16 protein-coding genes are annotated in these 19489 nt (G+C 43.4%); 7 read left to right on the top strand and 9 right to left on the bottom strand.

The genetic code is table 11. The annotated features are described in order from the left end of the window. The first annotated feature begins 1 nt into the window (after position 1). Positions 2 to 1393 carry an argininosuccinate lyase gene (gene argH, locus JX580_RS11725; RefSeq protein ID WP_248850723.1) on the top strand — a complete coding sequence of 464 codons (1392 nt, stop codon included), beginning with the start codon at positions 2 to 4 and terminating at the stop codon, positions 1391 to 1393. Positions 1394 to 1455: 62 nt separating this feature from the next. Here argH and JX580_RS11720 read toward each other — a convergent pair whose 3' ends face one another. From JX580_RS11720 to JX580_RS11700, 5 genes are read right to left on the bottom strand one after another with little or no spacing between them, the layout of a single operon-like run. Beyond that, positions 1456 to 3033 (bottom strand): hypothetical protein, encoded by a 1578-nt coding sequence (locus tag JX580_RS11720; RefSeq protein ID WP_248850722.1) that lies wholly within the window; start codon positions 3031 to 3033, stop codon positions 1456 to 1458. Positions 3034 to 3087: 54 nt separating this feature from the next. After that, positions 3088 to 3351 carry a hypothetical protein gene (locus JX580_RS11715; RefSeq protein ID WP_248850721.1) on the bottom strand — a complete coding sequence of 88 codons (264 nt, stop codon included), beginning with the start codon at positions 3349 to 3351 and terminating at the stop codon, positions 3088 to 3090. Between the two features lie 10 nt (positions 3352 to 3361). Beyond that, positions 3362 to 5176, bottom strand: coding sequence for a Na/Pi cotransporter family protein (locus JX580_RS11710; protein WP_248850720.1), 1815 nt, complete (start codon positions 5174 to 5176; stop codon positions 3362 to 3364). Between the two features lie 18 nt (positions 5177 to 5194). Next, entirely contained in the window at positions 5195 to 7327 is a 2133-nt protein-coding gene (locus JX580_RS11705; RefSeq protein WP_248850719.1) for an AMP-binding protein, read from the bottom strand. An 11-nt stretch (positions 7328 to 7338) separates the two neighbouring features. Beyond that, the gene (locus JX580_RS11700; RefSeq protein ID WP_248850718.1) at positions 7339 to 8655 is read right to left on the bottom strand and encodes an MFS transporter; all 1317 of its coding nucleotides are present in this window, start codon (positions 8653 to 8655) and stop codon (positions 7339 to 7341) included. 143 nt (positions 8656 to 8798) lie between these two features. Between JX580_RS11700 and JX580_RS11695 the strand changes: the two genes are divergently transcribed. Continuing rightward, the gene (locus JX580_RS11695; protein WP_248850717.1) at positions 8799 to 9851 is read left to right on the top strand and encodes a linear amide C-N hydrolase; all 1053 of its coding nucleotides are present in this window, start codon (positions 8799 to 8801) and stop codon (positions 9849 to 9851) included. Between the two features lie 3 nt (positions 9852 to 9854). Here the strand turns inward: JX580_RS11695 and JX580_RS11690 are convergent, their stop codons facing one another. Next, positions 9855 to 10046 carry a CPXCG motif-containing cysteine-rich protein gene (locus JX580_RS11690; protein WP_248850716.1) on the bottom strand — a complete coding sequence of 64 codons (192 nt, stop codon included), beginning with the start codon at positions 10044 to 10046 and terminating at the stop codon, positions 9855 to 9857. Positions 10047 to 10127: 81 nt separating this feature from the next. Beyond that, entirely contained in the window at positions 10128 to 10970 is an 843-nt protein-coding gene (locus tag JX580_RS11685) for a DUF2189 domain-containing protein (RefSeq protein WP_248850715.1), read from the bottom strand. A 396-nt stretch (positions 10971 to 11366) separates the two neighbouring features. Between JX580_RS11685 and gyrB the strand changes: the two genes are divergently transcribed. The 4 genes from gyrB to JX580_RS11665 all read left to right on the top strand — a co-directional run bounded on the left by gyrB (position 11367) and on the right by JX580_RS11665 (position 17051). Next, positions 11367 to 13802 (top strand): DNA topoisomerase (ATP-hydrolyzing) subunit B, encoded by a 2436-nt coding sequence (gene gyrB, locus JX580_RS11680; RefSeq protein ID WP_248850714.1) that lies wholly within the window; start codon positions 11367 to 11369, stop codon positions 13800 to 13802. A 73-nt stretch (positions 13803 to 13875) separates the two neighbouring features. After that, on the top strand, positions 13876 to 14811 hold the full coding sequence (locus JX580_RS11675) for a phosphoribulokinase (RefSeq protein WP_248850713.1): 936 nt from the start codon (positions 13876 to 13878) through the stop codon (positions 14809 to 14811). A 199-nt stretch (positions 14812 to 15010) separates the two neighbouring features. Continuing rightward, positions 15011 to 16702, top strand: a complete 1692-nt coding sequence (locus JX580_RS11670; protein WP_248850712.1) for a PAS domain-containing sensor histidine kinase — start codon at positions 15011 to 15013, stop codon at positions 16700 to 16702. Continuing rightward, positions 16695 to 17051 carry a response regulator gene (locus JX580_RS11665; protein ID WP_248850711.1) on the top strand — a complete coding sequence of 119 codons (357 nt, stop codon included), beginning with the start codon at positions 16695 to 16697 and terminating at the stop codon, positions 17049 to 17051. The genes JX580_RS11670 and JX580_RS11665 overlap by 8 nt, the downstream gene beginning before the upstream one ends. On the opposite strand, the gene JX580_RS11660 is transcribed toward JX580_RS11665, so the two are convergent. Both JX580_RS11660 and hemF read right to left on the bottom strand, forming a co-directional pair. After that, on the bottom strand, positions 17048 to 17431 hold the full coding sequence (locus JX580_RS11660) for an RNA-binding S4 domain-containing protein (protein ID WP_248850710.1): 384 nt from the start codon (positions 17429 to 17431) through the stop codon (positions 17048 to 17050). The two genes, JX580_RS11665 and JX580_RS11660, sit on opposite strands and share 4 nt — an antisense overlap. 194 nt (positions 17432 to 17625) lie before the next feature. Next, entirely contained in the window at positions 17626 to 18546 is a 921-nt protein-coding gene (gene hemF / locus JX580_RS11655; protein WP_248850709.1) for an oxygen-dependent coproporphyrinogen oxidase, read from the bottom strand. Positions 18547 to 18661: 115 nt separating this feature from the next. On the opposite strand from hemF, the gene JX580_RS11650 reads away from it, so the two are divergent. Then, the gene (locus tag JX580_RS11650) at positions 18662 to 19486 is read left to right on the top strand and encodes a M48 family metallopeptidase (protein ID WP_248850708.1); all 825 of its coding nucleotides are present in this window, start codon (positions 18662 to 18664) and stop codon (positions 19484 to 19486) included. Positions 19487 to 19489: the final 3 nt, after the last annotated feature.

Here is a 19489-nt window from a genome sequence, read left to right as displayed (position 1 = left end):
TATGACTCAAAATATTAACCAAGAAAAATTATCAAGCGGTCGATTTACCGAATCGACCGATGCGTTTGTTGAAGAATTTACCGCTTCGATACAATTCGACCATCGTATGTATCGCCAAGATATCCAAGGCTCAATCGCCCATGCACGGATGCTTTACAAGGTAGGCATCTTAGATGCAAAAGAAGAAGATGCGATTATCAAAGGATTGCAACACATCCAACAAGAAATTGAAAATGGTGAAATGCATTGGTCGATTAAACAAGAAGATATTCATATGAATATCGAATCACGCTTAACCCAAATGATTGGGGTGACCGGAAAAAAACTTCATACCGGCCGTTCGCGCAATGATCAAGTCGCTACCGATATTCGCCTTTATTTACGTGATGAAATTGATTTCATTCTGACCGAGTTAAAGCGACTACAGCAGGGCATCGTTTCTGTTGCAGAACGTGAAGCTGATACAATTATGCCCGGTTTTACCCATTTACAAACCGCACAGCCTGTTACCTTTGGCCATCATATGATGGCCTGGTACGAAATGCTGGTGCGTGATGTCGAACGTCTGCAAGATTGTCGTAAACGAGTCAACACCCTACCTCTTGGTTCGGCGGCTTTGGCAGGTACCACCTACCCGATTGATCGCGAATACACTGCAAAACTATTGGGATTTGACCGTATAAGTCAAAACTCTCTGGATGGGGTATCGGATCGTGATTTTGCAATCGAATTTACGGCTTGGGCTGCGACCTTGTTAATGCACATGACCCGCTTTTCGGAAGAATTAATTCTTTGGTCATCAGCGCAGTTTCAGTTTATTGATCTACCCGATCGTTTTTGCACCGGCTCATCCATCATGCCGCAAAAGAAAAACCCGGACGTACCAGAATTGGTTCGCGGTAAATCAGGACGGGTTTATGGGCATTTAATTAGCCTTCTCACGCTGATGAAGTCACAACCCCTCGCCTATAACAAAGACAACCAAGAAGACAAAGAGCCCTTGTTTGATACGGTAGATACCGTGCGGGGTTGTCTGCGCGCGTTTGCCGACATGGTACCGGCGATACAGGTTAAACGTGAGGTGACATACCAAGCCGCCAAGCGCGGTTTTTCAACCGCTACCGATTTGGCCGATTACTTGGTTCGTCAAGGCATGGCTTTTCGTGATGCACATGAGGTGGTCGGTTTAGCAGTCGCCCATGGCGTAAAAAACGGTTTGGATCTTTCTGAGATGTCACTAGAAACCCTACAGAGCTTTAGCGATAAGATTTCTGAAGATGTGTTTGAGGTTTTAACCTTAGAAGGTTCGGTTGCCGCCCGAAATCACCTAGGCGGCACCGCACCGGAACAAGTCAAAAACCAAATTGCTTTAGCCAAAAAAGTAATAGCATAAAGGCTTATTTCTAATAGTCAGTTATATTGCTGGGTCAATGGATGACCCAGCGCAACCAGCTTCTAGTCAATATTGACATCAATTTCTACCGAAGTAGATTCATCCACCCTAAACACCACCTTAGCAGAAGCGGTATCATCCGGGTCTATCGGCGCGACCACGTTGATGGTCATCGTACAAGCACCGGCTAAGTTTGTTAAAGATTCATAAACCGTACCTTCAAAACAGGGCGTAACGGAAACCGCAAACCCTGGAGCAGACTCTTCAATTGTTACCATTGAGCTAATACGGGTATAAGGCAGGTTGACATTACCCGCATCCCTAACACTCAAACTAATAGCACTCGTCGATGAGATACTAGAAATCTCATTAAAATTGATTATTTCTAACGGAGAAAGCGCGGCAAAACAAGCTTGATTATTAATTGTGGTGGCTTTCCCTTGATTAGATTCCGCTGAAATCCAAACTTGCGCAGAACCTAAGGGTTGATAACGTAAATCTATCGCCGATACCCCACCGCAACCTAGGTTTAAACTATTGCTATTAGCAGGATAGGTTAAATAAGCCTGTCCCATACCATTTTGAACCCTGAGTTGGCCAGTTAGACGATTGCCAAGCCCATCTTCTCCGGCAATCGAGGCTCCCAATAAAGAGGCGCCAATTATGAAATCTAAATCATCTTGATTCGATAAATAGTTTTTACTGACCGAGATGTCATTGACCGCTAAGCTAGAAACAAATCTTAATTTATCCGTTGCTAATGCATTCCAAAGCAATACACGATCACCTGATTCGATAAATCTATCGGTGTTATTACGTCTAATGGTCGCATTCTCAGCCACGGTTGCTGTACCTATGGTTAAGCGTGATTCATTCTGTTCAATCTCGGCTGCGGTTGCAGGATCATTGGTTCTTAATTCTGCATTAACCACAGGCATAATATTAGACATAACCACACTATCTAAAACCGTCAAGTTGACAACCGTACCATCAGGAACACTATTACCCCATTTATCGTTCACCGAAACACCAATCAAACGTTGATAAAATCCATTACCAAGGTTAGTGATCGAATCATAAGGATAGCTAAATGTAATGGATTCAGCAGGACCCGATGAAACGTTTATTTTGGGTGACACGGCAAATTGAGAAGGCTGGTCAATCAATGAAACTTTTATTTCAATAACTCCGGGTAAAGTACCCGACCTCAAGTTAAACCCGATTCGCCCATCTTGACTGGCTAGATCAATAAATTCTGACCCTTGAATTGTTGCTCCATTTTTACCAATACTGGTTAGCAACTCACCACCATTAGGTCTTGACTCAAAACTTACCCGAACATTTGATTGGCTCCCACTAGGGTTTTTAATGCGTTGACCCGTTTCATCTATAATCGTTACTAATACTTGAGTGGTATCCGCTTCACCAACTCCAGTAACAAATAAGTTTGGATTAGTTAATTGAATTGAAATGGGTATGGTTAAATCAGGTTCAGGTTCAAGGTCTGGATCTAGTTGCTCGGGTGGCGTTTGTACAGGAAGCTGTCCCGTTTTTTTGCTTAGCAATTCTTCATCGGCACCGTTACAACCCGCTAAAACAAACAGGGCTATTAAAGATGTTAGGGTTATTCTTTTTATCATAATTAAAATCTCAAAATTGAATAGCTTATACAGCTGTCTCTATTATTTATGGTTTCAGCCCTTATCTTGCGATTGCGCTCGTAATTCTAATAATCTGTCTTTGCCCTTTGCGCGCTGGGCTGCAATGACATTCAGCTGATCTTGAAGCGTTTGTTTGGCTTGCTCATCGGTGATCTGATCCAGCTCTAGGCGTAGTTTTTGCTCTTTTTGCTTTAAGCTCTTTAGCACTTCTCTTAGCGATTTAATGGTCTTTTTGCATTCGCGTTTTTCTGAGTCCAACAGCTTAACCAGTTTTTCTAACATTTTTTTCAGCTTCATGCCCTACTCCTTAAGCCTTAACCTGCGGTGTGGATTCGCTATCGCTAGCGAGCTGTGCAATTTCATCGGTTGTCAGTGCTAGGTCTTGATTTGATTGTACATTCTCTTCAGTTAATATAACACGCAATGCGTCAATTAAATTTCTTCCCAATTCAACCGTATAACCCTCGTCATTCATAATTGAAGTAGCAATAGCCGGTTGAATACGTCTATGGCGAATTTTGTCATCAAGCTGAGCAATCAGCTCACGTGATGATTTTTCTAATTCGAGCTTTAACGCGTCCATTGATAGTGGAATGGATTCAGCTGAATCATTACGCGCCTGCTGTAAGGCACGCAATAATTTTGCCAAAATTAAGCGCATCGCATCATATTCTTCACGAATCGCTAAGTTACCCGACACCCCGTGCTTACTCAGGTTTTTATGCAGGTGCTTCATCGCTTTAACCGATTCGACTATATCACGACTGGCTTGACGCAAGACATAAAGCGCTTCGGTCGCTTGGGGGGTGAGTTCACGCACCTGCGCTTGACCAATAAAATCGACAATTTCATTATGTAACGCTTTAATTTTGTTTTCGTAACTGTCATCTAAATCCAGTGGCATAATCCGACGGGTGTATTTAACCGCTTCATCTAAAGACTCATCCGACTCAATCACCGCTCGCCGCAAGCTGATGCCATGCACCAAAATACCATAGGCATTGTCATAGAGGTGACCCACCTCTTGACGCACCGCACTGACCGCGGTGGCAGGTGTTTCCAACGCTTCAGGATAAAGGTAAAGTGGTTGTTCTGAAGACTCGGGTTTAAAATCAACACGCTTAATCAATTCTTTTTCTAATCTTGGAACAAATGGCCAAAGCAGCACCACACCCAATAGGTTAAACAGTGTGTGAAACAGGGCGAGTTTTAATAAATAACTGTCATCATTTATCCCAATCAACGCCGCGAGATGGTCCACCAACCAGACGAACTGGTTGATAAAAATAATCGTAACGGCCGCAGTAATAAGATTAAACGTAAGATGCGCAAAGGCTAAACGTTTGCCCCAGATATTCGATGCCACGCCGCCAAGTAACGCGGTCACGGTACTACCGAGGTTCGCGCCAATCGCCAAGGCTAAGGCGTTTTCATAGGTAACTTGACCTGTCGCCAAGGCGGCAATCGTGATCAACAAGGTGGCATGGCTGGATTGCATAATCGTAGTAATCGCCATACCGATTAGCGTAAACAGCAACACACCTAACAGGCCTGGTACCGCATAGGCAGTTAAATCAAAACCGGATTGAAAGGCTTCAAAACCGATTTTCATGTAATGAATACCGAGGAATAAAAACGCCACCCCCATTAAAATCGAGCCGATGCCCTTATAGGTTTTGTTTTTTTGAAATAACAGCACGACACCAAACACCAACATCGGCATCGCATAGCTGGCGATATCGACTTTCAAACCAAAACCGGCAATCAACCAGGCACCGGTGGTGGTACCGATGTTCGCGCCCATAATAATGCCGATGCCGGCGGCAAGGCTAATCATTTGCGCGCCGACAAATGAAATCGTAATCAATGAAACCAAGCTGCTCGATTGCATCAGGGTGGTAGCGACCGCGCCAAAGCTAAAGCTTTTCCATTGATGGCTGGTGGATTTGCGTAGTACATTTTCAAGTGCGCCGCCGGTAAAGGCTTTAAAGCCTTCTTCGAGCAAAATCATACCGAACATAAACAGCGCGATACCGGCTGCAATATCTTTAAAGTCCGGGCTAACCCAAAAACCATAGGCTAATAAAACTAAAATACCGGGCAGTAATACTTTTTTTAACATAGCGCTTCTCTAAAAAATTTAATGAGATACCAGTTCATCAACCGCTGGATAGTTTATCTTACCTGTGCCTAACAAGGGAATCTGTTCGACAAATAATATCGTTTTAGGTATCGCCAATTCGTTTAAACCGGCCTGCCGAATCGCCTGTGCGACCTGCTGTTTATTAAGGTGATTATCATCGGTCACCAGCACAATGCGCTCGCCTTTATGCTCATCCGGCACCCGCACCGCCACGGCTTGACCGTGTAAGCACACACCTGCCACCGCGCTTTCAATCGCCGATAAGGACACCATTTCACCTGCAATTTTGGCAAAGCGTTTGGCACGCCCTTGGATCGTGATAAAGCCCTGTTGGTTGACCGTGACGATATCGCCTGTGTCATACCAGCCGTCTTCAACCGGTTCGAGCACACCTGGGTTGTCTGCCTTAAAATACCCCAGCATCACGTTCGGTCCTTTTACCCATAAGCGCCCTCCCTCAACTAGGCCTGCTACCGGTTCCAGCCGATAGTCCATTCCCGGAACAAACTGCCCGACCGTGCCATGCTGACACATTTGCGGAATATTGACGGCCAGCACCGGTGAGGTTTCTGTCACGCCATAGCCTTCAAAAATCGGTTTATGAAATTGATCACTATAAAGCTGGCGGGTTTCGAGTTTAAGTTTTTCTGCCCCGGCGACCAACGCATCGATGCTATAAAAATCATAGGCATCGGCTTTTTTAGCATAACCCCGATAAAAACTGTCGGTGGCGAAAAACAAGCGCGCATTGGTTTGATAAATCCGCTCTGGAATAATGCCATAGTGTAAGGGAGAAGGATGAAGCTCTACCTGTGCGCCTTTGAGTAATGGCCATAACAACCCAGCGGTTAAACCAAAACTGTGGAAGGTCGGCAAGGCGTTAAACACCGGATCACCCGGCAATAAACTAAACATCGCACTGACCTGTTCGATATTCGCAACAATATTTGCATGGGATAGCAACACCGCTTTGGGCACACCTTCCGAACCGGACGTAAACAACACCACCGCCGGTTTGTCGGGCGTTATCACCAGGCCTGGTAGCTGTTTAACAGAACGACTAAGCGCCGTGAGCTTTAAACCTGTGCCGATTTGTTCGCGCAAATCTTCTAAATACACCAGTTCAACCTCTTGCGCCAAACCCTCTGCCAAAACTTGCAGCCCAGCGAGTTCAATAAACTTACGTGAGGTCAAAACCGTTTTGAGTTGCGCGGTCCGGCAAGCCGACAGCAACGCCGTCTGTCCGGCGGTAAAATTCAACATCGCTGGCACGCGACCATAGGCCTGCAACGCAAAAAATACCGCTGCCATACCGGCAACATTCGGCAACATCACGCCAACGTAGTTTTGATTTGGCAGGGTTTGATCCAGCTTTAAACCCAACACCCGCGCCGCCAACACCAGTTTTTTTAAGCCGAGTTGATTACCCTGCGCGTCGGCAATCGAGCAGGCCTGGTAACCGAATTGCTGTTTCGCATCCAACAAAGCCTGGGTTAAATTTTTCGGTTGAAAACGCGCATAAAACTGGCTATCGCGCATTAACTTATAAATCGCTAATTTCAATTCAGCATGACGCGCATGACCTTTCAACCCAGGTGTAATGCTAAGTTGTTGTGGCTCTAAAATCGTTAGGGTGATTTTGGGAAACCAACGACGTTGCGTCCAGCGCACCCGCCCATCTAAATAGGAAAACCGGCTCAAATGGGCATTTTCAATGTGTACCGGTAAAATCATCGCCCCGGTTTTATCTGCCACCAGCGCAGTGCCTTCATAGACCTTCATCAACCCGCCGGTGGTGCTAATCCGTCCTTCCGGAAAAATCATCCCCTGTTTACCGGTTTTTAAGGCCTCAATCATATGTTTTGCTGCCAAGGGACTGTGCATATCAACTTCGATAAAATTTGCCAACTTTAAAATCCAGCGTTTCCAGCCCCCAGTATGGTCGGCATGAATCATAAAGGTGGTTGACCCAGGTACAAACAAATCAATCAACGGCCCATCCAGCAAGGATTGATGATTCGCCACAATCAGCAACGGCGTTTTGGTTTGATCGACCTTGGCGTAATGCTTCAGACCTCGCACCTCAACTCGCCACAACAACTTAAACAACCACCTAGCCAGTGCTTTCATTTTTGATCTCCCTAATGATCAAATAGTGTAATATTATTTCGCCAACGCCATTCAATAATCGCCATGATCAGCATCGCAAAAACCAGGCCTGCTGCCACTTCTAGCCAATTAAAATTTAAGCTATAACCCAACATTATCAATAGCGCCGAAGCCACCATAAACAGCGCATTCATCACGTTATTTAACGCAAAGGCTTGGGCACGTTGACGGCTAACGACCTGACGTTGTAATTGGGTATAAAGCGGCACCGCATACGCCCCAGCGAACAGCGCGAGCAGCAATAAATCAAACATCACCCGATTGCCCGGCCACTGACTTAGATAGTCGGTTAAGCTGAGCAACTGACTTTGCTGCGGGACTTGAGACGTCACCCAAATCGCATCGACCAATGCCACCGCCATCAACAACAATAAAAATGGTTGATAACGCAACTGAGTTCGCCCTTTAAGATGTTGATTGATTAACCATGCCCCGAGCGCAAATCCCAATGCAAACAACGCCATAAACAACACCGCGACCTGTTCATCGGCGTACAAAAAATCCTTAACCCACATAGGAAACTGACTCAACAAAGATGCACCAATAAACCATAAAAACGAAATCGCCACCACAATATAGCCGCGCCCATCGGCAAAATGCTGAAAGGTATTTTTAAAGATTGTCCACCAGGCCTGGTTGTTGTCTGCGTTATTTTCAGCGTCCTTTTCAGGCGTAGTTTCTATCTTTTGTTGTGATGCGTTCGCTAACGGAATCATTCGACTTGCCATATAGCCCAACAATGCCAAACCCAGCATCAAACCGCTCAACCAAAAAATCCCGCCGTCCATCAGCACCACCAAGCCCCCGATAACAGTGCCGATTAAAATGGCCACAAAGGTGGAACCACTAAACCATGCATTCGCTTGCATTAATTGATTTAAAGGTACCTGCTCCGGCAATATTGAATACTTAATCGGCCCAAAAAACGCCGACTGCAAACCTAATAAAAACAGCACCATTAACATCAAACCCATTTCGCCGCTGACGAGGGCTAAAGACGCCATTAACATAATTAAGACTTCAGCCAGTTTGATTTTGCGCATCAACCAAACCTTATCCCAACGGTCTGCCAAATAGCCGCCATAGGGCGAAAACAAAAAAAACGGCAAAATAAACAAGCCTGCAGCTAAAGTAATAGCTAACCCCGCATCACTATCGACCATAATTCGGTAGGTAATCAGCATCACCAAGGCATTTTTAAACAAATTATCATTAAACGCACCGAAAAACTGCACGATAAATAGCGCCTGAAACTTGGACTGACTGATTAAATTACGACTAAAAGACATTAAACGGCCCTCTTGCTAAGCCAGGGTTGCAAAACCATTAGATTGATGAATCAAGAGGTTACCGTAAAATTAAACGGTTTACCACCAAACAAAACAGTGATAATCTCCTAAGTTACAATTAAAACTCCAATCAGGCCAAAACAATGAGACTTTTAAAATCAACACTAATTTCCAGTTTAATCGCTTTATCCCTAGTACCTCTGAGCCAAACCCATGCCTGTACGCGGGTTGTTTATCAGGGTCCTGAAAATAACATTCTTACTGGTCGCAGCATGGATTTTTCAATCGAAATTCCGGCGAACCTATGGGTATTTCCGCGCGGTATGAGTCGCAATGGTGAAGTAGGCAAAAACTCGATTGAATGGACCTCACGCTATGGTAGTCTTGTGACCAGTTCTTGGGATATAGCTACTACCGATGGCATGAATGAAAAAGGGCTGGTTGCTAACCTGCTTTGGTTGGTTGAATCACAATACCCTGCTTTTGAAAAAGACGGTGACCAACCCGGCTTAACCATTGCAGCTTGGGCACAATACGCCCTTGATAACTTCGCGACAGTTAATGAAGCGGTTAGCGCCTTAGCAAAAGAAGAATTTGCAGTGGTGACCGACTTTATACCCGGTACCGATAAATTTACCACGGTTCATCTCTCCCTATCGGATGCGACCGGAGATAATGCTATTTTTGAATATATCGAAGGTAAACTGGTTATTCACCATAACCGAAACTATAACGTCATGACCAATGACCCAGTATTTGAACAACAGCTAGCGATTAAAGGCTATTGGGAAAACATTCCCGGCACCATCATGCTGCCTGGTTCTAATCGCGCTTCAGATCGATTTGTTCGTGCTTCCTACTACGTCAATGCGATTCCGCAAACCACCGACCCTCAGATATCAGTCGCCAGTTTATTTAGTGTCATTCGAAATGTTTCAGTTCCCTATGGCATTTCAACACCCGACCAACCTCACATCTCCAACACCCGCTGGCGAGTGGTAGCCGATCAAAATAGACTGGTTTATTATTATGAAAGTGTACTCACCCCAAACACAGTCTGGGTCGATCTAAACAAACTCGATTTCAGCCCGAATGCATCGGTTAAAAAGCTGGCTTTAGATGCCGGACAAATCTACGCCGGAGAGTCTAGCAAACATTTTAAAGCCAGCAAACCATTTGTGTTTCAGGGGCTGTAAACTCTAAAACGACTCATCCTCACTGCGAGCTTGGACTTCAAGCTCGCCATCATCGCCCACCTTGATCTTCAACTGAATCGGGCGACAACAGACATAACAGTCTTCGATATAGTCTTGCTCCGGTTCAGAGGGATCAATAACGATTTCGACTTGCTGCCAACAATAAGGGCATTGAATAAACTGGGTTGCTAGCATAGTTGCTCCGATTTGGTTAAATTTAAATAAAAAAACCCAGCATCGCTGGGCTTAAAAAGCATAAACATAGCTAACTTATAATTATTTTTCTGCAGGTACAATTTTCACCAAATCATTAAACGCATGCCAGCTTGCATAACCGAGCAATGGCATCACAATGAACATACCTAAACCAAGTGAGAAAATACCGACTGCGACAAGCAAGCCAATCACCATTGCCCAAACAGCCATAACACCTTTGTTTTCCATCGCAATTTTAAAGCTAATAATCATGGCTTGAACTGCACCAATATTAGTATCTTTCAACAACAACGGAATTGTAACCACGCTGATGGTGAAGACAAACGCCGTTAAGGCAACCGCAAGTAGGCTAAAGTAAACCATAAAACTTAGACCTGCTTCCGACAACAAAAAGCCTGCTACACCCAAACTAGGATCAACAATCAGCAATCCGTGTGATTGAACAACAATCGCTGCCAATAGTGGAGTAAAGGTTGCCCAGGCTGCGGTAATCACACCTAAAACCGCCGCAAAAAGCCCTATATCCCCAGCATTGACCTTCCAGGACACCATAGAAGAAACGAGTGAAGGTTTTTCACCCTGTTCTAGCTTCTGAGCGGTGTAGTACAAGCCCGTCGCTAAAAATGGTGACATCATTACCGCCAATGTGGCGATGGTAAACATGTGAATCGGATTAGTTTGAAAGAAAAAATAAACAGCATAAACAGCGAGCGCCATTACAGAACCATAAAACAAGGTTATGCCCGGTGCTCTAGCCATATCTTCCCAACCGCCTTTTAGCCAGCGCGGAATATCGGATAACTGAACATCAGTTGAAACAATGTGCTCACCTTCCTCGGTAACATGATCGTGTGTGTGGGGTTGGTTGAGAACGCGGTTAATATCATGAGAGTAAGTAGACATGATGGACTCCTTTAAAATTTAACGGGTCCTTTCTCTTATCTGAGTAATGTCATCAGATGGTTGTTCGAGCTAAGACCCTATACAAAACATTCATAAAACATATACTTCAAGTTCAATTCTACCTATTACGGAACAAAATAAAAATAGATAATTTTTGCTTACAAATAAATCAAGTTAATAATATCAACAGGTTAATAAATTAACTGAACCAATTTTAGTTTATCACCTAGAATTCACAAGACTGTGAATAAATTTTGATCCATGCTAGCCGGTCAACGCTAAGCTTATTTTTTATGGGTCAAAATGCAATTAAACTTACAAAAAACCAAGCAAAACGGATTTACAAAAATTGTGGTAAAATCATCTGATTATTTTTGTAACCAAAGTCTAAGCGCTATGTCAGAAACCAACATCGAACCCAAGTTATACGATTCTTCATCGATTAAAGTCTTAAAAGGTCTTGACGCTGTTCGCAAACGTCCAGGCATGTATATTGGGGATACCGATGACGGTTCCGGCCTACATCACATGGTGTTCGAAGTGGTCGATAATGCCATTGACGAAGCCTTGGCGGGGCATTGCGATACGATTAAAGTGATTATACATACCGATGGTTCGGTGTCGGTTACCGATAATGGTCGTGGTATTCCGGTTGATATTCACAAAGAAGAAGGTGTATCCGCCGCTGAAGTTATTATGACGGTTCTGCACGCCGGCGGTAAGTTTGATGATAATTCGTATAAGGTTTCAGGCGGATTACATGGCGTGGGGGTTTCCGTTGTTAACGCGCTTTCAGAAGAACTAAACTTGATCATTCATCGAAATGGTAAGGTTTGGAAGCAAACCTACCACCTGGGTGTTCCCCAAGCTCCACTCACCGCAACGGGCGACTCTGATAAAACCGGTACCGAAATACGCTTTAAACCCAGTGCAGAAATCTTTGCCATTACTGAGTTTAATTTCGATCAATTGCTAAAGCGTTTGCGCGAATTATCTTTTCTTAACTCAGGTGTGTACATTGAGCTGATTGATAAACGTGATGACCGCAAACAGGTGTTTCAATATGAAGGTGGTATTCTGGCCTTTGTCGATTTTATCAATCACAATAAAACACCAATTAATGACAAGGCTTTTCACTTTACTACGCTTAAAGACGATATTACCGTCGAAGTGGCGATGCAATGGTCAGATTCCTACCAAGAATCCATTTTTTGTTTTACCAACAATATCCCGCAACGTGATGGCGGAACACATTTATCAGGCTTTCGTGCGGCTTTAACCCGAACGCTGAATAGCTATATTGAAAAAGAAGGCCTCAACAAAAAATTCAAAATTAATATTTCAGGTGATGATGCGCGTGAAGGTTTGGCTGCGGTCATTTCGGTTAAGGTACCCGACCCGAAATTTTCTTCACAAACCAAAGATAAACTCGTGTCCTCTGAAGTGAAGTCAGCGGTAGAAACCGCGATGAACGAAAAGCTCGCTGAGTACCTACTCGAAAACCCGAATGAAGCCAAAGCGGTTTTTGCTAAGATTGTTGATGCGGCGCGTGCTCGTGAGGCAGCCCGTAAAGCTCGCGAAATGACCCGTCGCAAAGGTGCACTAGACATAGCAGGCCTGCCTGGAAAACTTGCTGATTGCCAAGAAAAAGATCCCGCACTAAGCGAACTCTATCTGGTGGAGGGTGACTCTGCGGGTGGATCAGCCAAACAAGGCCGTGATCGCCGCCGTCAAGCCATCTTACCGCTCAAAGGTAAAATTCTAAACGTAGAACGTGCACGCTTTGACAAGATGATATCATCAGCCGAAGTGGGGACACTGATTACCGCTCTTGGCTGCGGCATAGGCCCTGATGAATATAACCTAGAGAAACTGCGTTATCATCGCATTATCATTATGACCGACGCTGACGTTGATGGCTCGCATATTCGAACTCTTTTGCTGACGTTTTTCTACCGTCAACTTCCGGATTTAATTGAAAACGGTTATGTCTATATCGCCCAACCTCCGCTTTATAAAGTGAAAAAGGGCAAACAAGAAACCTATCTGAAAGACGATACCGAACTTGAAAACTACCTGTTAAATAGTGCGCTTGACGCGGCGGGTGTGTTTGTTTCCGATCAAGGACCAAGCATCAAAGAAGTCGCATTAGAACAATTAGCAAAACAATTTTTACAGGTAAAACGCATTATTAGCCGTTTGTCACGCCGTTTTAACCAAACTTATTTAGAGTTATTAACCGATGCGCCCGTTATCAAATCAGAAATGCTTAATGACTTTGATGCTTTGACTGCTTGGGCAAAAGCCGTTGAACCCAGATTACAAGCTTTGGGCGAAGCACAAAAAGTAACTTTCAATATTCATGTTGAACCCGCTTTAGAAGGTGATGCCCAATTCCATCTTCGCTTAGCACAGCGTGAACACGGCACCTTAAGTACACAAATCTATGGCGAAGAATTTTTTAGTTCGCCAGAATATAGCGCAATTGCTAAACTAAGTGATACCTTACAGGGCTTGTTAACTGAATCCGCTTATGTGCAACGTGGCGAAAAACAACAAGCCGTTAACTCATTCAAGGATGCACTTGAATGGTTACTCAACGAAGCTAAACGTGGCCAAAGCGTACAACGCTATAAAGGCTTGGGGGAAATGAACCCGGAACAACTCTGGGAAACCACCATGAACCCGGAAACGCGTCGCTTGCTTCAAGTGAAAGTACAAGATGCCATTGAAGCCGATCAAGTATTCACCACTTTAATGGGCGATCACGTTGAACCGCGACGAGACTTTATCGAAAGCAACGCGTTACGCGCTGAAAACATTGACGTTTAACAGTATAAAACTTTAATTATAGCAAGCAGGCCTGGTTAACCAGTCTGCTTATTTCACCAAGAAAGGAGGCATTATGTCTGCAACTCACCCTATCGTAACGGTAACTGGATCATCAGGTGCCGGTACTTCTTTTGTTAAACGTGCTGTGGAGAAAATTTTTGCACGTGAAAACCTTAATGCGGCGATTATCGAAGGCGATAGCTTCCATAAATATGATCGTATGGCGATGCGTGAAAAAGTCGCTGAAAGCAAAGCGAACGGTACACGTGTACTCACTCACTTCTCTGAGCATGCCAACGAGTTTCAGAAGCTAGAAGAATTATTTGCGCAATACCGCGAAACCGGTACCGGCAAACGTCGTTACTATATCCATAGCGATGAAGAAGCCGCTGAATTAAACGCACGTTTAGGCACTAATCTTAAACCGGGTGAATTCACACCATGGGAAGATATTCCTGAAGGCACTGATGTGCTTTTCTACGAAGGCTTACACGGCATGGTTAAACGTAAAGATCATGGCCCGGAAGAAGGTATGCATGATGTGGCCCAGTATGTTGACCTAGGGATTGGCGTTTGCCCAGTCGTCAATATCGAATGGATGCAGAAAATCTACCGTGATACCTCAGAGCGTCCTTATTCTGTCGGTCAGGTACGTGACGTTATTCTTGAGCGTATGGAAGACTATATTGAGTACATCGTTCCTCAGTTCCACCGTACCCATATTAACTTCCACCGTGTACCCCTAGTTGACACGTCGGATCCCTTCTCAACCCTTAAAGACGAAGCAGCCTTAGTGCCTGAGCCTAAAAACTCGTTGATGGTCACCCATGTTCGTCATCAGGATATTGATTTACAAGCGATTGCCGATAAGATTCCCGGTGCTTGGTTACAAACTCCTGAGACTCTGGTTTATAACTCAGAGCACATGGTGCTTGCGATGGATTTATTGATGTCACCGATTATCCATAATCTAGTAGAGAAAAAACGCGCTGCTCTAGCAAAAGGCTAAGCTCACGTTTTCAATTGAATGTTTAGGGACTTAACCCTAAACATTCAATAACTTCTAACTTTCACAACTACTCTATCTTTTCAGACAACGCCTAACCTCTTTTCAAACAAACTTGCTACTGCTTTTTATTCCATTTATATTACTAGCTAAATAAAGCAAATACTCTATTAAATAATGCTTTTAGACAGGATTCATTACTATGATCTCTGAAAACCATCAGAATAAAAATGGTCAACTAAGTTTTATACTCTTGGCGATGATGCTTAGCTTAATACTCATTGCTCTCACTTATTTTTATAGCGTTTTACAACCTAAGCTTCAATCTCAAACTGAAAATCAAGCATCGCTGATCATTAACATGATGGTACAAAATCTATTACGCCAAGAAGTACTAGAAAACGCTGATTTATTAAGCGGTGAGATCCAAAAACTGCTGAGTTATTCGGCAGAAGTCGAGCAACCCCCTTTCGTAAAAGGCCTCAAAATTAGGTTTAACTCGCAGGTATTTCCAGATCACTCCGGCTCTCTGATACGCGGCAACATTGAATGCCATGACTGTTTTGAAATTGAAAAAAAACTTTATTCCAATCAAAATAATACCGTCATCGCCCAAGTCAATTTTTGGATTGAACCCGAGTACCTTGATGATCTTACGCCTGAATTCACCTTTCAATTTATCGCTTTTCTACTCGGATTGGTTGTGATGATTGGGTTCGTCTGGAAAAGTATTCATAAATTAAATGCTTATCAAACCTCAACAAACCATGCCTTGAGGCAAACCAAAGAATTCAACAATAAAATTATTAATACTATCCAAGATTGGCTACTCGTTATTGATCAAGACGGAAGAATATTAAATGCGAATCAAAGCGCACTGAGCCAACTAAACAAAGACTTATCTCAGATAAATAAAAAACTCATTCAACAATTTGTAAAACCGCTAGACACACATTCAAGCTTAATTGAGCAAATACAAAACAAAGCTGAAAATAATAAAGATGAACCACAGATTGAAGTTAAGTTTAAACTAAAAAACCAAATTGAACATTATGGTGTTTTAACCAGCACAGGTTTCAAAGACTTTAAAACAACACAACCCGTTCAATATCTCGTCATTATTAAAGACATACAGTCGATTAAATTGGCTGAGGCTAAACTCGCCTATCAAGCTCAAATGGCCCATGCGGGTCGTTTAAAATCGCTAGGTGAAATGGCCACGGGGATTGCCCATGAAATTAATCAACCTTTGGCCGTGATTCGCTTAGCTGCTGAAGGCATTAAAGAATCACTTAGCATGCAAAACCCAGATGCGTTTGAAATTGAAATTACTCAAGACATTGTTAACCAGGTTGATCGTATTAGCGTCATTATTAACAATATGCGCTCTTACGCACGCCTTAATCCTTCACCAAGACAATGGATTGCGCCACACAAACCGATTAACAATGCACTGACTTTTTTTAGAGAACAATTACGCGTAAATGCGATAGATTTAATAGAAGAAATCAGAGAGGACTGCCCTAATATACAGGTAGAACAACAAAAACTTGAACAGGTGATTGTCAATATCATTACCAATGCCAGCCAGGCCTTAGAAAAGATTGCCCATCAGCACCGTAAAATTCGTGTTCACTTAGAATGCGATTTAAAGCATGTCATTTTAACGATTGAAGACAATGGTTGTGGTATGGATGAAATGACAAGACAGCATTGTTTAGATCCTTTCTATACCACCAAAGAAACCGGCGAAGGCACTGGCTTAGGCCTTTCTATCGTCAATAATATTTTGCATGAATTTAATATAGAATTAAAAATTGAATCTAAGCTAGGAAAAGGTACACGCTTTATTCTATATATTCCCCATCAGAATGCTGAGGCAACCGATGATTAAATTATTGATAGTAGATGACGAACTGGCCATTTTAAAGGTTTTAAAATGGCGACTAGAAATGGCAGGCTTTCAAGTTGAAACAGCAATAAATGCTAATGAAGCCTTAGAAAAAATTCAAACCGGTGTCTATGACTTGGTGCTGACCGATATTCGTATGCCAAAAGTCGATGGCTTAAGTTTAATTGAAACAATTAAACAACATAACAACAATCTACCTTGTATTGTAATGAGTGGTCATGCCGACATTGACATAGAAAACGAAACTCATCGGGTAGGCGCAGTAGGTTATCTACACAAACCGGTAAAATTTGATGAACTCAAACAACTGATCGAGGCTAACCTGGTTTAATCTTCAAAACCGACAAAACTCTCAATCTGACGTCTTTCACGTTTCGTAGGACGCCCCTTGCCCTTTTCTCTATAACCCAACAGCGCCATATCTGCGGTGGGTTTTCGTTGCAATAATTCTTCATAAACTAATTTGTAAAGAGTTTGAGCCTGCTCTGCACTCCCGCGTTTATCAGAAAGCGCCACTACCTCAATCTCAACTTTTCTATGCACCTGGGTAATCTTTAACTTATCACCCACGGCAAGGGTTTTACTGGCTTTAGGCTTGCTGCCATTCAGCTCAACCTTACCACCTTTAAGTGCATCAGAGGCCAGACCACGCGTTTTAAAAAAACGCGCCGCCCAAAGCCATTTATCACAACGAATTTTCTGTTCTTCCATAAGCAGGCCTGGTTATTTAACCCGAATGTTTCATTAATTTGTGCTGAGATTGCGCAGTGCATTGGTTTTACAAGGAAATTTTCGAAGAAGCGCCGTATCCATGATTACGGCCGACTGAGAAAATATTTCTTGTGGAATCAAGGAACAAGCAAGGTCGGTGCAAATTTGTGAAATATTCGGGTTAAAGTCTAAATTTAATCTAGCCATTCACGAGGCGTAAGATAATCATATAGCTTGGCTTCTTCGCTACCCGCTTCGGGTTGATAATCATATTTCCAAGACGCAAGCGGTGGCATTGACATTAAAATTGACTCGGTGCGGCCACCGGTTTGCAAACCAAACAAGGTACCACGGTCAAATACCAAATTAAACTCAGCATAACGACCACGACGATATAACTGAAAATCGCGCTCGCGCTCGGTATATTCAGTATGTTTTCGTTTAGCCATGATCGGCCTATAGGCTTTAATAAAATGATCACCTACTGAGCGCATAAATGCAAAACAGGTTTCAAAGTCCCACTGATTTAAATCATCGTAAAATAAACCACCCACGCCACGGGTTTCGTTTCGGTGTTTAAGATAAAAATACTCATCACACCATTTTTTATATTTAGGGTAAATCTCGTCGCCAAATGGATCACAGGCATTTTTCGACATTTGATGCCAGTGCTTAACGTCTTCATCAAACGGATAAAACGGGGTTAAGTCAAACCCACCACCAAACCACCAGACCGGTGCCTCGCCTTGTTTTTCGGCGATAAACAAGCGTACATTCGCATGTGAGGTCGGAATATAAGGGTTACGAGGATGAATCACCAAAGACACACCCAAAGCTTGAAACGAGCGACCCGCTAGTTCAGGACGATGAGCCGTTGCCGAAGCCGGCAGGGTTTTACCGCGTACATGCGAAAAGTTAACCCCGCCTTTCTCAATCACTGCACCATTTTCCAAAACTCGCGAACGACCACCACCGGTTAAACCCATTGAACCCTGCTCGCCTTCACGCTCCCAAGCATCAATAATAAAGTCCTTAGACCCATCTTCTTCTGCGAGTTGAGCACAAATATCATCTTGTAACGCGAGTAAATAATCTTTTACCTGATCTATATTCATTCTATTGGTTTCCATTCTTAAAACATCTTGTAGAAGATTATAAAGCCCGTTGGCGTTTTGCCCAACCTTGTTTTGATTATAATAGTATCCGTAGCTAGACTAGGAGGCTCAGAAAATGGTCATTAAGTGGATTTCCGTTGTTTTAATTTCATTATTATTAACCAGTTGTGCAGTAACCAATACTACTCAATCAGGCCTGGTTGGCGTTGACCGTAAACAAACTTTTTTAGTTTCTCAAAACCAAATGATTGAAGGTGGGCAACAGGCTTATAGCCAAGTGCTCGCTGAAGCCAAACAAGCCGGAAAACTAAATACCGATAAGGCAATTTATGCACGTTTACAAACCATCCTGACCAATATGATTCCTCATACCGCTCATTTCAGAAAGGATGCAGTCAATTGGGATTGGGAAGTTAATCTAATCGAAGAAGACACCATTAATGCTTGGATTATGCCCGGCGGAAAAATTATGTTTTATACCGGACTGATCAACCAACTCAAGCTTAATGATGATGAAATCGCGGCGATTATGGGCCATGAGATGGCCCATGACCTTCGTGAGCACGCGCGTGAGCGTGTTTCTCAAGCAGCAGCCACACAACTGGGTTTAAGTATCGTCGGTCAACTTACCGGTGCCCAAGCCGTTACCCTTGATATTGCCGGAGCTTTACTCAATGTCGGTATTTTATTGCCCTATAGCCGAGTTCATGAAGTCGAAGCCGACCGCATCGGTATCGAACTGGCGGCCATGGCGGGCTATGATCCTTCAGCAGCGATTGATATTTGGAATCGCATGGCTGAATTATCAAAAGGCAATCAACCCCCGGAGTTTTTAAGCACCCACCCTTCCTATGACTCACGTATTAAAGATTTAACTAAATACTCAACGCGCCTTATGCCAGTTTATCAAGAAGCACGCGCAGCGCGTTTAAAGCAATAAACT

The organism is Thiomicrospira microaerophila (assembly GCF_023278225.1).
Classification (GTDB): Bacteria; Pseudomonadota; Gammaproteobacteria; order Thiomicrospirales; family Thiomicrospiraceae; genus Thiomicrospira; species Thiomicrospira microaerophila_A.
This window is presented reverse-complemented; position numbering and strand designations above follow the sequence as displayed.